Source organism: Streptomyces sp. MRC013, from assembly GCF_023614235.1.
GTDB lineage: Bacteria > Actinomycetota > Actinomycetes > Streptomycetales > Streptomycetaceae > Streptomyces.
Genome location: NZ_CP094264.1, coordinates 390,839 through 405,268, shown reverse-complemented (window position 1 = coordinate 405,268; position 14,430 = coordinate 390,839). Strand labels below are relative to the sequence as shown.

The following is a 14,430-nucleotide window of genomic DNA, read 5'->3' as shown; positions in this document are numbered from 1 at the left end:
ACCGCGCCGCGAACCGTCCGGCCCGTCCCGGAGCTCGGCGACCTCCCCGCACCGGGCGGCGGCCACCGCAGCGCGGCCCACCGCTCCGGTGCGGGGAGGCCGCGGACGCCGGGGCCACCCGGCCCGCCCTGCACCACCGCCCGCCTTCCCGCCCCACCGCACGCCCCGGAAAGAGACATGACGAGCGCCACCCAGGTCCCTCCCGCCGCCACACCCGACACCGCCCCGGCACAGCGCCGCGTCCTGCGCGTCCTGGTGGCCTCCCAGATCCTCAGCGGCGCCGGACTCGCCGCCGGGGTCACGGTGGGCGCCCTCCTCGCCCAGGACATGCTCGGCTCCACCGGCCTCGCCGGCCTGCCCAGCGCCCTGCTCACCGCCGGGTCCGCCCTCGCCGCCGTCATCGTGGGCCGTGTCTCCCAGACCCGCGGGCGCCGTCCCGGCCTCACCGCCGGATACCTCACGGGCGCGATCGGCAGCGCCGGCGTCATCGCCGCCGCCGTCCTGGACAGTCCCGCCCTGCTCTTCACCGCCCTGTTCGTCTACGGCGCGGGCACCGCCACCAACCTTCAGGCCCGCTACGCCGGCGCCGATCTCGCCGCCCCCGGCCACCGCGCCCGCGCCGTCTCCACCGTCCTGGTCGCCACCACCCTCGGAGGCGTCGCCGGTCCCAACCTCACCGCTCCCGCCGGCGCGTTCGCCGAGACCCTCGCCGTCCCCCACCTCGCCGGCCCCTTCCTCCTCTCCGGCGCGGCCTACGTCCTCGCCGCGCTCGTCCTCGCCCTCTGGCTGCGGCCCGACCCCCTCCTCCTGGCCCGCGCCGTCGCCGACACCGGGCGGGAGGCGGGCCCCGCCGGGGGAGAGCCCGCCACGTCCGCGCAGGAGGGCCGCGGCGTCGCCCTCGGCGCGCTCGTCATGGTCCTCACCCAGCTCGTCATGGTCGCGATCATGACGATGACCCCGGTCCACATGCACGACCACGGTCACGGCACCGCGGCCTCCGGTCTCGTCATCGCCATCCACATCGGCGCCATGTACCTGCCCTCGCCCCTCACCGGCTGGCTCGTCGACCACTACGGCCGCACGAGGATCGCCGCCGCCTCCGGCGTCACCCTCCTGGCCGCCGGCGTCCTCGCCGCCACCGCGCCCGGCGACTCCGTCGCCCTCCTCGCCCTCGCCCTGGCCCTGCTCGGCCTCGGCTGGAACTTCGGCCTCGTGACCGGTACCGCGATCATCACCGACACCGTCCCGATCGCGACCCGCGCCAGGACCCAGGGCACGGTCGACGTGGCCGTCGCCATCGCCGGCGCCACCGGGGGCATGGCCTCCGGCGTCGTGGTCGCCGCCACCGGCTACCCCGTCCTCGCCCTCGCCTGCGGAGTCCTCTCCCTCCTCCTGCTGCCCGTCGCCGCCGCCACCGCCCGCCGCCGATGAGGAGCCCCGTGGACCCCGCATCCGACGCTCCCGTCCCCGACGTCCCCGCTTCCGGAACCTCTGCTTCCGGAATCCCCGTCCCCGGTATCACCGTCGACGGGACCGGCCTCCTCTGCGTCACCCTCCTGCTCCGCCTCCGCGCGGCCATCGAGGGCGCCGCCCCGGGCACCGTCGTCCACGTGATCGCCACCGATCCCGCCGCCCCGCTCGACCTGCCGGCCTGGTGCCACATGACCGGCCACCACTACCTGGGCCCCGTCCCCGGCGACGGGCCGGTGTACGCGCTCCGGACCGCCGCCCGCGCCCGCCCCACCCGCCCCGACGCGCCCTGGCACGGCGCCGGCACCTGACGCCCGGCCGGACGCCGGTCGCGCCCGCCGCCCCGGTCCCGCAGGAGGGGCCGGGGCGGCAGTACCCTCTGTACGGTGATCGACGGGACGCGCACGGGCACCGGATCGCCCCGGGCGGCCGTGCCGGAACCGGAGGGTGCCGCTCCAGCGGGCCGCCGCCCGGAGGCCGCGCGCCGGTTCCGCGGGGCGGGCGCGGCACACCGGACCCGGGGCCGAGCCGGGGCGCAGCGGCGGACCGGCCGCCGCCGCTCGGCGCCGCGAAGGAGGGTGCGGCGCCCGGAGACACACCGTCCAGCTCCTTCTCACGGCCAACGGAAAGGTTCCTCCCCATGCCCCAACACGTACGTGGCGTCGTCGCCCATGCGAAGGGCGAGCCGGTGCGCGTCGAGACGATCGCCGTACCCGACCCCGGGCCGGGGGAGGCGGTGGTCGCGGTGCAGACGTGCGGCGTGTGCCACACCGACCTGCACTACCGCGAGGGCGGCATCAACGACGACTTCCCCTTCCTCCTCGGGCACGAGGCGGCCGGCGTCGTCGAGTCGGTCGGCCCCGGCGTGACGGACGTCGCGCCCGGTGACTTCGTCGTCCTCAACTGGCGTGCCGTGTGCGGCCGGTGCCGCGCCTGCCGCCGCGGACGCCCGCAGTACTGCTTCGACACGCACAACGCCCGCCAGAGGATGACCCTCCTCGACGGCACCGAGCTGTCGCCCGCCCTCGGGATCGGGGCCTTCGCCGAGAAGACCCTGGTCGCGGCCGGGCAGTGCACCAAGGTCGATCCGGCCGTCTCGCCCGCCGCGGCCGGACTGCTGGGCTGCGGGGTGATGGCCGGCATCGGCGCGGCGATCAACACCGGCGGCGTCGGCCGCGGCGACACGGTCGCCGTCATCGGGTGCGGCGGCGTGGGCGGCGCGGCCGTGCTCGGCTCCCGGCTCGCCGGGGCGGCGAGGATCATCGCCGTCGACCTCGACCCCCGGAAGCTGGAGACCGCCCGCCGCCTGGGCGCCACCCACACCGTCGACGCCCGGCGGACCGACCCGGTCGAGGCGGTCCGCGACCTGACCGGCGGCTTCGGCGCCGACGTCGTCATCGAGGCGGTCGGCCGCCCGGAGACCTACCGGCAGGCGTTCTACGCCCGGGACCTGGCCGGCACGGTCGTCCTGGTCGGCGTGCCGACGCCCGAGATGAAGATCGAACTCCCCCTCCTGGACGTCTTCGGCCGGGGCGGGGCGCTGAAGTCCTCCTGGTACGGCGACTGCCTGCCGTCCCGGGACTTCCCCATGCTCGTCGACCTCCACCTCCAGGGCCGCCTGGACCTGGACGCCTTCGTCTCCGAGACCGTCGCCCTCGACGAGGTCGAGGACGCCTTCGTCCGCATGCAGAAGGGCGACGTCCTGCGTTCGGTGGTGGTCCTGTGAACGCCGGCGTACGCATCGAACGCGTCGTCACCTCCGGTACCTTCAGCCTCGACGGAGGCACCTGGGAGGTCGACAACAACGTCTGGATCGTCGGGGACGCCCGTGAGGTCGTCGTCATCGACGCCGCCCACGACGCCGACGCGGTCGCCGCCGCGGTCGGCGACCGCACGGTGAAGGCCGTCGTCTGCACCCACGGCCACAACGACCACGTCAACGCGGCCCCCGCCCTGGCCCGGGCGACCGGCGCGCCCGTACTCGTCCACCCCGACGACCGGCCGCTGTGGGAGCAGACCCACCCCGGAAGCGCCCCCTCCGGAGACCTCGCGGACGGCCAGCGCATCACCGTCGCCGGTCTGGAGCTGCGGGTGCTGCACACGCCCGGCCACACCCCCGGGGCCGTCTGCCTGTACGCCCCGGAGCTGGACACCGTGTTCACCGGCGACACCCTCTTCGCGGGAGGCCCCGGCGCGACCGGCCGGTCCTACTCCGACTTCCCGACCATCATCCGCTCGATCCGGGAGCGCCTGCTGGTCCTGCCGCCCGGGACGAAGGTCCTCACGGGCCACGGCGGGGACACGACCATCGGCACCGAGAAGCCCGACCTCCCGGCCTGGATCGAACGCGGCCACTGAGGTCCGCAGGGCGGGGCCCCGGACCCGGGCCCACCGCGATCGGCCCGGCCGTCACGGGCGCGGGGCGCCGGACCGCCACGGCCCGGCGTCCCGCCGCCACCGCCGGACCGGCCCGGGCCCCACGCACGGGCGCCTAACCGGCCGAGGGGGCGAGGGCCCCCTCCACGAGGGCCACGGTGGCCCGCGGGTCCTCGACCTCGACGACGAGCCGGGCGTAGCGCTCGTCGCGAAGCTCGACGACGACGGCCTTGGAGCCGTCGCGCACGTCCCAGAAGACGCGCTCGCCGTCGAGGTGGAACGTTCCGGCGGTGATCACGCCGGGCAGGTGCGTGCCGGGCGCCCGGAACCCCTTGGGCTCCCTGGCCGCGCCGGGGTCGGCGGTGGCGCCGCGTACGTTCTCCAGGGGGATCTCCAGGCGGCTCTTCAGCGCCCAGAGCCTGTCCGTTCCCTCGATCTCCACGACCAGGGTGTCGCCGGCGATGCGGATGCGTGCCACGGGAGCTCCTCAGCCTCGGGGCGGGTGGATGGGGTCGGCGCCTGCGGCCGCGGGCCCGGCCGCGGCCCGCAGCCGCAGGCGCAGGCCGAGGGCCGCCGCGGTCGCGTCGGTCGGCACGTGCACGGCGGCCGGTGCGGCCCCGCCGGGGGACGCCGCGGCGCACGGACCGGGGGCGACGGCCGCGTCGAGGTCACCCAGGGCCCGGGCGACCTCGACGGCCACCTCGGGGTCCGCCGGGGCGCGCTCGGCCATGGCCAGCAGCAGCAGATCCAGGTCCGCCCCCGGTCGGGCGACCCGGCCAGGTCCCTCAGCGCCCCGGCCGGGTCGGCGGCCTCTCGCACCCGGCCCAGCAGCGGCCGCACCCGGTGCTCCAGGTACCACCGGAACGCGGCCAGGTACAGCCCGCGTTTGCTGCCGAACACCTTGTACAGGCTGTTGCGGTGCACGCCGAGGTGGGCCACCAGGTCGTCGACGGATACGCCGTCGTAGGCCCGGCGGGCGAACAGGTCCGCCGCCGCTCCGACCACCTCGGCCTCGTCGAATGTTCTCGGTCGGCCCATGGGAGGAGCGTAAACAGTAGAGGAACGATCGGTCAAGAACGATCGTTCCCCAAGAGCCGTGCCGAAGCGCGCCCGGGTACGGCGAAGGCCGTGCCGGACACCGTCCGGCACGGCCTTCGCGGGCGTACGGGGTCAGCCCAGGGACGCCAGGGCCCGGTTGAAGGTCTGCGACGGGCGCATGACCGCCGACGCCTTCTCCGGGTCCGGCCGGTAGTAGCCGCCGATGTCGGCCGGCCGGCCCTGCACCGCGATCAGCTCCTCGACGATCGCGCCCTCCTGCTCGGTGAGGGTCTTCGCGAGCGGTGCGAACGCCTCCGCGAGCACGGTGTCCTCGGTCTGCCGCGCCAGCTCCTGCGCCCAGTACAGGGCGAGGTAGAAGTGGCTGCCGCGGTTGTCGATGCCGCCGACGCGGCGGGTCGGGGACTTGTCCTCGTCGAGGAAGGTCGCGGTGGCGCGGTCCAGGGTGTCGGCCAGGACCTTGGCGCGGGCGTTGCCCGTGACCTGCGAGAGGTGCTCGAAGCTGACGGCCAGCGCGAGGAACTCGCCCAGGCTGTCCCAGCGCAGGTAGTTCTCCTTGACCAGCTGCTGGACGTGCTTCGGGGCGGAGCCGCCGGCACCCGTCTCGAACAGGCCGCCGCCGTTCATCAGCGGGACGACCGACAGCATCTTGGCGCTCGTGCCGAGCTCCAGGATCGGGAACAGGTCGGTCAGGTAGTCGCGCAGCACGTTGCCGGTGACGGAGATGGTGTCCTCACCGCGGCGGATGCGCTCCAGGGAGAACCTGGTCGCCTCCACCGGCGGCATGATCTCGATGCGGAGGCCCTCGGTGTCGTGCTCCGACAGGTACGTCCTGACCTTCTCGACGAGCCGCGCGTCGTGGGCGCGGCCCTCGTCCAGCCAGAAGACGGCCGGGGCGCCGGTGGCGCGGGCGCGGGTGACGGCCAGCTTCACCCAGTTCCTGATCGGAGCGTCCTTCGTCTGGCACATCCGGAAGATGTCGCCGCGGTTCACCGGCTGCTCCAGGACGGCCCGGCCGGCCCGGTCCACCACGCGGACCGTGCCCGGCGCCGCGATCTCGAAGGTCTTGTCGTGGCTGCCGTACTCCTCGGCCTTCTGCGCCATGAGGCCGACGTTCGGGACGGAGCCCATGGTCGCCGGGTCGAAGGCGCCGTTGGCGCGGCAGTCCTCGATGACGGCCTGGTACACGCCGGAGTAGCTGCTGTCCGGGAGGACCGCGAGCGTGTCGGCCTCCTTGCCGTCCGGGCCCCACATGTGGCCGGAGGTGCGGATCATGGCCGGCATGGAGGCGTCGACGATGACGTCGCTCGGCACGTGCAGGTTGGTGATGCCGCGGTCCGAGTCGACCATGGCGAGGGCCGGGCCCTCGGCCAGCTCGGCGTCGAAGGACGCCTTGATCTCCTCGCCCTGCGGCAGGGACTCCAGGCCCTTCAGGATCGCGCCGAGGCCGTCGTTCGGGCTGAGGCCGGCGCCGGCGAGCACGTCGCCGTAGGCGGCGAAGGTCTTGGGGAAGAACGCCCGGACCACGTGGCCGAAGACGATCGGGTCGGAGACCTTCATCATCGTCGCCTTCAGGTGGACGGAGAACAGCACGCCCTCGGCCTTGGCGCGGGCGACCTGCTCCGCGAGGAAGGCGCGCAGCGCCCCGACGCGCATCACCGAAGCGTCCACGACCTCGCCCGCCAGGACCGGCACGGACTCGCGCAGCACCGTCGCCGTGCCGTCCTCGCCGACCAGTTCGATGCGCAGCGTGTCGTCCTCGGCGATCACCTCGGACTTCTCGGTGGACCGGAAGTCGTCGGCACCCATCGTCGCCACGTTGGTCTTGGAGTCGGCCGTCCAGGCGCCCATGCGGTGCGGGTGCGCCTTGGCGTAGTTCTTGACCGAGGCGGGGGCGCGGCGGTCGGAGTTGCCCTCGCGCAGGACCGGGTTGACGGCGCTGCCCTTGACCTTGTCGTACCGGGCGCGGATCTCGCGCTCCTCGTCCGTCTTCGGGTCGTCCGGGTAGTCCGGGAGGGCGTAGCCCTTCTCCTGCAGCTCCGCGACGGCGGCCTTCAGCTGCGGGATCGACGCCGAGATGTTCGGCAGCTTGATGATGTTGGCACCGGGGGTCTTGGCCAGCTCGCCGAGCTCGGCCAGCGCGTCGTCGATGCGCTGGCCCTCCTGGAGGTGCTCCGGGAAGGAGGCGATGATCCGCCCCGCCAGCGAGATGTCGCGGGTCTCGACGCTGACGCCGGCCGCCGAGGCGTACGCCTGGACCACGGGCAGGAACGAGTACGTCGCCAGGGCCGGGGCCTCGTCAGTGTGGGTGTAGATGATGGTCGAGTCAGTCACCGGGTGCTCCGCTCCACGTCTGTAACATTGCTCGACATCAAGATATCTCGTGACCGACCCCCTCTCGACAGACCCCTCCCGCGGATTGCCGGAGCGGCCCTCCCCGAAGCGGCCCCGGGGTCCGGGCGCCGCCCGGACCGGCCGGCGGGGTGACGCGGGGACGCGGGCGCGCCCCCTCCGCCCCCGGCCGGAACCCGAGGCGCCGGTCGCCGTCCGGCGCCGGACGGGTGCGTCCCCGGTCGCGTCGTGACCGGAACCCGCGGCGCCGCCTCCCGTACGTCCCGGTGCCGGACCCGGCCGGCGCCCGCGGTGCCGGTCGCGTCGGCGGCGGTCCGCGGCCGCGATTACGCCGCCTGGAGGGCTCCGCCCCTCCCGTAACGCCGAACGGGGGGCGAAACGACATTTCCTGAGACGTTTTCGGCAAGACCTACGGTTTCGGGACCCCACCGACACCGAGGAGAACACCAGATGCTCCACAGACACGCCGGAGCCGTGTGGGCCGCCACCGCCGCGGCCGTCGGCGCACTCGTGCCGGCCGTGCTCCCCGGCGCGGCGGCCGCCGCGCCGGCTCCGCCCGCCACCACCCCGCCGCCGGCTGCGGTGAGCATGGGAGCCGACCAGCCGTCCCCCGGCGTACTCGCCGCGATGCAGCGGGACCTCGGACTGACCGCTTCCCAGGCCCAGCGGCGCATGGTGAACGAGGCCGAGGCCGGCGCGGTGGCCGGCCGCCTCGGCGGTACCCTCGGCGCGGACTACGCGGGCGCCTGGGTGAGGGGCGCGGAGTCGGCGACCCTCACCGTCGCCACCACCGATCCGGCCGACGCCCCCGCGATCCGGGAGGCCGGGGCCGAGGCCGTGGTCGTCCGCCACACCCTGGCCGCGCTCGACACCGCCAAGGACGCCCTCGACCGTGCCGCGGCCCGCACCGGCACCCTCGACGTACCCGTCTGGTACGTCGACGTGCGCACCAACTCCGTCACCCTCCGGGCGGTCAGGCGGGCCGCCGCCGAGTCCCTCCTGAAGGCCGCGGGCGTCGACCGGGCCCTCGTCCGCGTCGAGGCGTCCGCCGAGCGGCCGCGCCCGGTGTACGACATCCGGGGCGGCGACGCGTACTACACGAGCGGCGGCAGCCGCTGCTCGGTCGGCTTCTCCGTCACCAGGGACGCCCGGCACGGCTTCGCCACCGCCGGCCACTGCGGTCGCGTGGGCACCGTCACCAGCGGCTTCAACGGGGTCCCGCAGGGCATTTTCCAGGGGTCGGTCTTCCCCGGCCGCGACATGGCGTGGGTGGCGGCGAACGCCGACTGGCGCGCCACCCCGTACGTCAGGGGAGCGGACGGCCAGAACGTGCCGGTCACCGGTTCGACGCAGGCCGTCGTCGGCGCGTCGACCTGCCGGTCGGGATCCACCACCGGCTGGCACTGCGGGACGATCCAGCAGCACGGCGCGAGCGTCACCTACCCGGAGGGCACCGTCAGCGGCCTCACCCGCACGTCGGTGTGCGCCGAGCCCGGCGACTCGGGCGGCTCGTTCGTCTCCGGCAGCCAGGCCCAGGGCGTCACCTCGGGCGGCTCCGGCGACTGCCGGTCGGGCGGCACGACGTACCACCAGCCGATCAACCCGATCCTGCGGACGTACGGGCTCACCCTCACCACCACCGCGGACCCCGGCGGGTCGGGGCCGGACGCGCCACCGGCCGAACCGGGCGGCACGTGGGCGACGGGCACCGTGTACGGCGCCGGCGACCAGGTCGCGTACGACGGCGCGACCTACCGCTGCCTCCAGCCGCACCAGGCCAGGGCGGGCTGGGAGCCGCCGAACGTGCCGGCGCTCTGGCAGCGCGTGTAGGCGCGGGGTCTCCGCCGCGAAGGCGCCGTGGCCGCCGGCCGTTCGGACCCCGCCGCCCGCCCCTCGCGGGGGCGGGCGGCGCCGAAGGGGCGGTCCCGCCCCCGGCACCGCGCCTCCCGGCCCCGTTCCGCCCCTCCGCCTCCCCGCCGCCGTGCGGTCGGCGTTCCGCCGCTCCGGCTCCTGTGCCGTTCCCCGTACCGGCGTGTCGGCCCCGGTCGGCACGCCGGCCGCGAAGCGCGGACCATCCGGCCATCCGGCCATCCGGCCATCCGGCCACCGGGCGACGAGGCCGCCCCGGCGGCCGGCAGGCGTTGCCGGGGGGCGGGGGAGAGGGGACGCTGGGGACGTGAGCCGTTCCGCGCCCCGCGTCCGGTTGCGCCGGGTGTACGAGCCCTCCGAGCCCGGCGACGGGACACGGGTGCTCGTCGACCGGCTGTGGCCGCGCGGACTCGCCAAGGCCGACGCGCGGGTCGACCGGTGGCCCAGGCCCGTCACCCCGTCGACCGGGTTGCGCCGCTGGTTCCACGCGGCCGGCGCCGCGTCCGACGAGGTGTTCGAGGAGTTTCGGCGCCGGTACGAGACCGAGCTCGCCGCACCCGAGGCCGCCGAGGCCCTCGACGGCATCCGGGAGCTCGCGAGGCGGGGACCGCTCACCCTGCTGACCGCCGCCAGGGAACCCGAGCGCAGCCACGCCGCCGTCCTGCGCGACCGACTCGGCGGCGGATGACCGCGCTCCTCCCCGCGGCCCCGCCCCACCGGTCCGGCTAGCGCGCCGTCAGCCGGGGCGCCTCCGCCACCGGGTCCACCCCCGGACCCGGGGCGCCCCCCGCGTCCCCGCGCAGCCGCTCCGCCAGCCCCTGCGCCCACGCGGTCAGACCGTCCACGTCGATCCCGTACGGCCCCGGGGAGCCGCCTTCCTCCCCCGTACGGACCGATCCGCTCCGCTCCGCGCAGCAGCAGCCGCCCCCCGCCCGCGGCGTTGCCGCGCGCCGCGTGCGTCAGCCCGACCGCCAGCTGTGCCAACCCGCGCCACAGCTCGCGCTCCGGCTCCCGGACCGTCCCACCGCACGCCTTCCAGGCGTCCTCCAGGACCTCGTGCGCGTGGAACGGCAGTCCCGCGTCCAGCAGCCGCTGTGCCTCCCGCAGGCTCCCCTCGGGGGAGCGCTCCACCCCTCGGGCTGCCGCTCCACCCCCGGGACCCCGTACGGCAGCGGTCTGCCCAGGCCGTCCCGGGGCCGCGCACTGCGGGCGCGCCCTTCCGCGTCGCGGTCCCTCCGGATCCCGTCCATCCGTCCATTGTCCCCGCCCGGCGCGGGCGGCTCCGGCGCCCGGGCCGCCCGCGCCCACCGTGTCCTTTCGGACCTGCCCGCGCGGTGAGGTAGTGTTCTCTTGCGCACTCACCCGGCGGTGACCGGGGCTGAGCGCATCGGGACGTGGCGCAGCTTGGTAGCGCACTTGACTGGGGGTCAAGGGGTCGCAGGTTCAAATCCTGTCGTCCCGACTTGCGAAGCCGCAGGTCAGGGCCGGTTTCGAAGGTACTCGAAACCGGCTCCCGATCGTTTTGGGGACCAGCGTCTCCTCCTCGGCCGCGAGATCACGATCCGGCAGGTGCGCGTACGCCTCCTCCGTACACCGGAGGGCAACGCCTCACGACCGGACCGTGTCATCCGGCCGTCGCCTGCATCACCGCGGTCCCGGCCGGGCTACCGCAGACCCTCTCCGTGCGCGGGCTGCGGGGCACCACGCAGCCGCTCCTCCAGCATCTCCAGCAGACCGGGCAGGTCGGGCGCGACGGCGAGGTCGTCCAGGGTGGATGCGGGGAGGAAGCCGGAGTCGGCGATGCCGCGCAGGGCGTCGAGCAGCGGTGTCCAGAAGCCTCCGGCGTCGAGGAAGCCGACGGGCTTGGCGTGGAAACCGAGCTGGCGCCAGGACCACACCTCGAAAACCTCCTCCAGGGTGCCGAGCCCGCCGGGCAGGGCGACGAAGGCGTCGGCGTACCGGGTCATGAGCGCCTTGCGCTCGTGCATCGAGTCGCACATGAGCAGTTTCGTCACCTGCTTGTGTGCCCACTCCCGCTCGACCATGCTGCGCGGCATGACGCCGATGACCTCGCCCCCCGCCTCCAGCGCACTGTCCGCCACCACGCCCATCAGCCCCCGGCGGCCACCGCCGTAGACGAGACCGATCCCCCGCCGGGCCAGCTCCGCGCCCACGCCGGCAGCCAGTTCGGCGTGCGCCGGATCGTGGCCGCTGGACGAGGCGAGGAAGACGGCGAGGCGGCGCATGAACATCTCCGAGAACGGTTGCGACGGCCCCCGGTCTACCACAAACACTTCGGCGCCGACCAGGACTCTCCTGGGAAAGGGCCCACGGAGCGGTTCGCGGCTCCGTTGGGCGGCCGGTGGCCACGCCGCGACCGAGGAGCCAAGGCTCCCTTTCCGGAAAAGCCGACCAGGAGCGACGGGCGCCTCCCCGGCCCGCGTCCGCCTGCATGTCCGGTGAGCGCGCCTCCGCTCGGCTCGAAGCCCGGCGCCTGCAGCGAAGAGGGTTTTGCCCAAGCCGCCGTTCCACCCACAGCGGTCTGGACGGGAGCAGGTCCAGACGTCCCCCAACGTCGACAGCGGCGAAGCCACGCGAACGGACAGGCGGCTGTAGCGCGGCCGGCGAAGAAGGGGGCACGTCCTTCCGGGGCCGGCTCGGCGGCCGACACGGAAGTGACGACGGGGCCGAGCGGGGTGGCGAGGCCTACGGGGGCGGGACGACGTGTCCGGGTCGCCCCCGTCGTGGCCTTGCCGGAGGTCTCGACGCCGAACGCGGGACACGTCCGCGGGGAGCGGCCGTCGAAGCGGGCCCGCTGGAGGGGGCCGCGCTGGGCAGGGGGCCGGGGTGGGACGTACCCCGGGCCCGGAACCTTCTCCCGTGGGCCGTTCTCCCGGGCGGCGAACCGGTTCCCGGCCGAGGCGGGACGGGCCGTCGCCGACGGACGCCCCGTGGCCGCGGAACGCTTCGGTCCCGGCAGCGTTGCGCGGCCGGAACGGGGTGCCGGACCGGGGCGTGTCGTCGCCCCGGTCCCGGCGGCCGGGGCCGCCGGGACTTCGGTCCTCCTCCTGTCGTCTTCGTCGTCCCGGTGGACCGCCGGGGTACGCCTCAGTCGTTGATCTTGATGGCGCGGATGCCGGTGTACCCGACGATGTCCGTCTCCATGGCGGGCTGGAGGTCGAGGTCCGGGCGGTCGTGCTGCCGGCGGCGCGCCTGGACGCGCAGGGTCCTCGGGCCGTCCACCGTGTAGAGCCTGCTGAGGTGCGCGGAGTCGTCGACGGCCATCTCGTTGCCCGGGCTCGGCCCGAAGAACGCCATGCCCACCGTCCAGAGTTGCGTTCCCGGGACCGGCGCGTTCGCCGTCACGTCGAAGACGCGGAAGCTGACGTTGGACCAGTGCGGGAGCCGGGCGGCGATCCGTGCGCGCGCGTCGAGGTCGATGGCGTACCTGCCCGCCTCGGGCAGCGTCAGGTCGGTGTCCGGCACGTCGAACCACTCCTCGAGCGGCCTTGGGAGGATGTTGATGTCGACGTCCGGGGTGAAGCCGCTCTGGCCGGCCCACGGTGTGAGGCGTGCGCCGACGGTGACGGTCCTGGGACAGTCCCCGTCCACGGTCACGTCGATGTCGACGGACCGTTCGGTGCCGACGGCGGGGACCCGGGACCCGGTGAGACCGGTGTAGTCGGTGCGGGGGACCAGCAGGCCGTTGGGGGTGCAGGTCAGCGCGTTGCAGGGGGCGGGGTCGATCGTCGGCGGGCAGGGTCCGCAGGGTCCACGGCCCGGGGTGCCGCAGCAGGGGGCGGCGGCCTCGACGCAGACGGTGACGCTGTTGGTGTTGTCGTCGCTGTCGGGGTCGGTTTCGTTGCCGTGGACGGTTGCGGCGTTGGCGACCGATCCGGTCCGGGTGGCCTTGGCCTGGAGGGTGAGGGTGGCGGTGGCGCCCTCGGCGAGGTCGCCGACGGTCCACAGGCCGGTGGCGGGGTCGTACGCGCCGGCGGTGGCGGCGGCGGACAGGAAGGCGAGCCCGTCGGGGAGTTGGTCGGCGACGGTGACCCCGGTGGCCTGGTTGGGGCCGGCGTTGCGGACCGTGACCCGGTAGGTGACCGTCTGGCCGACGGTGACGGTGGTGGCGTCCGCGGCCTTGACCACGGACAGGTCGGCTGCCGGGCGGACCCGGGTGACCGCCTCGTTGGAAGTGGCGGTCAGCGGTTCCGGGGTCGGGCCCAGGCGGTTCTCGTAGGTGGCGGTGGCGGTGTTGGCGACCTGGCCGCCGGCACTGGCCTGGTCGATCCTGACCCGGTACTCCACCGTCGTCCCACCGGGCAGGGTCTCGGTGTTGGGCAGACTTCCGGACTGCCCGCTGGTGGCGCCCTCGCCGAGGTGGAAGACGACCCGGTTCTGTGCGGCGTCGAAGTACGCCTGGTCGTCCCCCGGTTGGTCGGTCTTCGGCCCGGTGTTGGGGCCCTCCACGATGTGGAGGGAGCCGGGCACGTAGGTGGTACCGGGCGGGATCACGTCGGTCAGGGTCAGCGCCTCGGCCGCACCGCCACCCTCGTTTCTCGCCGTGATGCGGTAGGTGATGACGTCACCGATCTCCAGCGGCCCCTCCGGGATGGCGCTCTTGGTGAGGACCACGTGCGGGGCGGTGCCGAAGAAGACCCCGTCCAGGAAGTTGCCGATGCCCTGGTTGCCGCCGGCCGCCGCGATGGAGCGGAACGCGAAGCGGGTCATGGTCTGCCCGGGTGGGACGGTGTAGGTACCGGTGTGGAAGCCCCAGGCGGTGTTGCCGTCGGTGAACCGCCGCTGCTCCACCACCGCCCCGGGTGCGCCGATGTCCAGCGCCATGGTGTCCTGCCCGTTGCGCCCGCGGTGGTACAGCCGCCAGTACAGCTTCGACCCCGGGGTGGTCGGCAGGTCCTGGTAGAGGGTGGAGACCTGGTTGGCGTTCAGTTCGGCGAACTGCACGCCGTGCGCGGCGGGTACGCCGAGGAACCCGGAGTGCCACAGCTCGATCATGTGGTCGGTGGCGGTGGTGCGCCAGCCGGGGACGTGCTTGGGCGCCTGGGACTGGGAGGCGTCGGGAAGGATCTCGTACCCGGTGACGGCGGGCCGTTCGAAGCTGCCGTTGATCAGTGCTACACGGAGTGGGGCGGGTGTGGACACGGCTGTCCCCCTCGGTTCGATGTGACTGGGGCGTACAGGTGGCCGGTCCGAACCCGTGCGGGTCCGGACCGGCCACCGGCAGCCCGGGAAGGACAGCGCAGATCGGAACCGACGGAAAGCCGTCGCTGGCTCATCCCGGCCAGC

9 protein-coding genes, 1 tRNA gene and 3 pseudogenes are annotated in these 14,430 nt (G+C 74.7%); 7 read left to right on the top strand and 6 right to left on the bottom strand.

The annotated features are described in order from the left end of the window. The first annotated feature begins 177 nt into the window (after positions 1-177). The 4 genes from LUW75_RS01855 to LUW75_RS01840 all read left to right on the top strand — a co-directional run bounded on the left by LUW75_RS01855 (position 178) and on the right by LUW75_RS01840 (position 3,828). The gene (locus tag LUW75_RS01855) at positions 178-1,431 is read left to right on the top strand and encodes an MFS transporter (protein WP_250334059.1); all 1,254 of its coding nucleotides are present in this window, start codon (positions 178-180) and stop codon (positions 1,429-1,431) included. A gap of 71 nt (positions 1,432-1,502) precedes the next feature. Continuing rightward, positions 1,503-1,781 (top strand): sulfurtransferase TusA family protein, encoded by a 279-nt coding sequence (locus tag LUW75_RS01850; protein ID WP_250337511.1) that lies wholly within the window; start codon positions 1,503-1,505, stop codon positions 1,779-1,781. Between the two features lie 329 nt (positions 1,782-2,110). Continuing rightward, positions 2,111-3,196 (top strand): S-(hydroxymethyl)mycothiol dehydrogenase, encoded by a 1,086-nt coding sequence (locus tag LUW75_RS01845; RefSeq protein WP_250334058.1) that lies wholly within the window; start codon positions 2,111-2,113, stop codon positions 3,194-3,196. After that, positions 3,193-3,828, top strand: a complete 636-nt coding sequence (locus LUW75_RS01840; RefSeq protein WP_250334057.1) for an MBL fold metallo-hydrolase — start codon at positions 3,193-3,195, stop codon at positions 3,826-3,828. The genes LUW75_RS01845 and LUW75_RS01840 overlap by 4 nt, the downstream gene beginning before the upstream one ends. Positions 3,829-3,961: 133 nt before the next feature. Here LUW75_RS01840 and LUW75_RS01835 read toward each other — a convergent pair whose 3' ends face one another. The 3 genes and pseudogenes from LUW75_RS01835 to LUW75_RS01825 form a co-directional block, all read right to left on the bottom strand. Continuing rightward, the gene (locus LUW75_RS01835; RefSeq protein WP_250334056.1) at positions 3,962-4,324 is read right to left on the bottom strand and encodes a hypothetical protein; all 363 of its coding nucleotides are present in this window, start codon (positions 4,322-4,324) and stop codon (positions 3,962-3,964) included. Between the two features lie 9 nt (positions 4,325-4,333). Further along, positions 4,334-4,884 (bottom strand): annotated as a pseudogene (locus LUW75_RS24855) (TetR/AcrR family transcriptional regulator). A gap of 132 nt (positions 4,885-5,016) precedes the next feature. After that, entirely contained in the window at positions 5,017-7,236 is a 2,220-nt protein-coding gene (locus tag LUW75_RS01825) for an NADP-dependent isocitrate dehydrogenase (RefSeq protein WP_250334055.1), read from the bottom strand. A 468-nt stretch (positions 7,237-7,704) separates the two neighbouring features. Between LUW75_RS01825 and LUW75_RS01820 the strand changes: the two genes are divergently transcribed. Together LUW75_RS01820 and LUW75_RS01815 are read left to right on the top strand one after the other, a co-directional pair. Then, positions 7,705-9,084, top strand: a complete 1,380-nt coding sequence (locus LUW75_RS01820) for a carbohydrate-binding protein (protein WP_250334054.1) — start codon at positions 7,705-7,707, stop codon at positions 9,082-9,084. Positions 9,085-9,430: 346 nt separating this feature from the next. Next, positions 9,431-9,811 carry a DUF488 domain-containing protein gene (locus LUW75_RS01815; RefSeq protein WP_250334053.1) on the top strand — a complete coding sequence of 127 codons (381 nt, stop codon included), beginning with the start codon at positions 9,431-9,433 and terminating at the stop codon, positions 9,809-9,811. A gap of 37 nt (positions 9,812-9,848) precedes the next feature. Here the strand turns inward: LUW75_RS01815 and LUW75_RS01810 are convergent. Further along, positions 9,849-10,373 (bottom strand): annotated as a pseudogene (locus tag LUW75_RS01810) (DUF309 domain-containing protein). Between the two features lie 138 nt (positions 10,374-10,511). On the opposite strand from LUW75_RS01810, the gene LUW75_RS01805 reads away from it, so the two are divergent. After that, positions 10,512-10,585, top strand: a tRNA-Pro gene (locus LUW75_RS01805). A 202-nt stretch (positions 10,586-10,787) separates the two neighbouring features. Here LUW75_RS01805 and LUW75_RS01800 read toward each other — a convergent pair. Together LUW75_RS01800 and LUW75_RS01795 are read right to left on the bottom strand one after the other, a co-directional pair. Continuing rightward, positions 10,788-11,375, bottom strand: a complete 588-nt coding sequence (locus LUW75_RS01800; protein ID WP_250334052.1) for an LOG family protein — start codon at positions 11,373-11,375, stop codon at positions 10,788-10,790. Between the two features lie 1,537 nt (positions 11,376-12,912). Further along, positions 12,913-14,286 (bottom strand): annotated as a pseudogene (locus tag LUW75_RS01795) (DUF7507 domain-containing protein); the annotation flags it as partial. Positions 14,287-14,430: the final 144 nt, after the last annotated feature.

Bases quoted from the DNA above. Each gene is read 5' to 3' on its own strand.
- LUW75_RS01855 (WP_250334059.1), top strand. From the start codon at position 178: ATGACGAGCGCCACCCAGGTCCCTCCCGCCGCCACACCCGACACCGCC.
- LUW75_RS01845 (WP_250334058.1), top strand. From the start codon at position 2,111: ATGCCCCAACACGTACGTGGCGTCGTCGCCCATGCGAAGGGCGAGCCG.
- LUW75_RS01820 (WP_250334054.1), top strand. From the start codon at position 7,705: ATGCTCCACAGACACGCCGGAGCCGTGTGGGCCGCCACCGCCGCGGCC.
- LUW75_RS01800 (WP_250334052.1), bottom strand. From the start codon at position 11,375: ATGTTCATGCGCCGCCTCGCCGTCTTCCTCGCCTCGTCCAGCGGCCAC.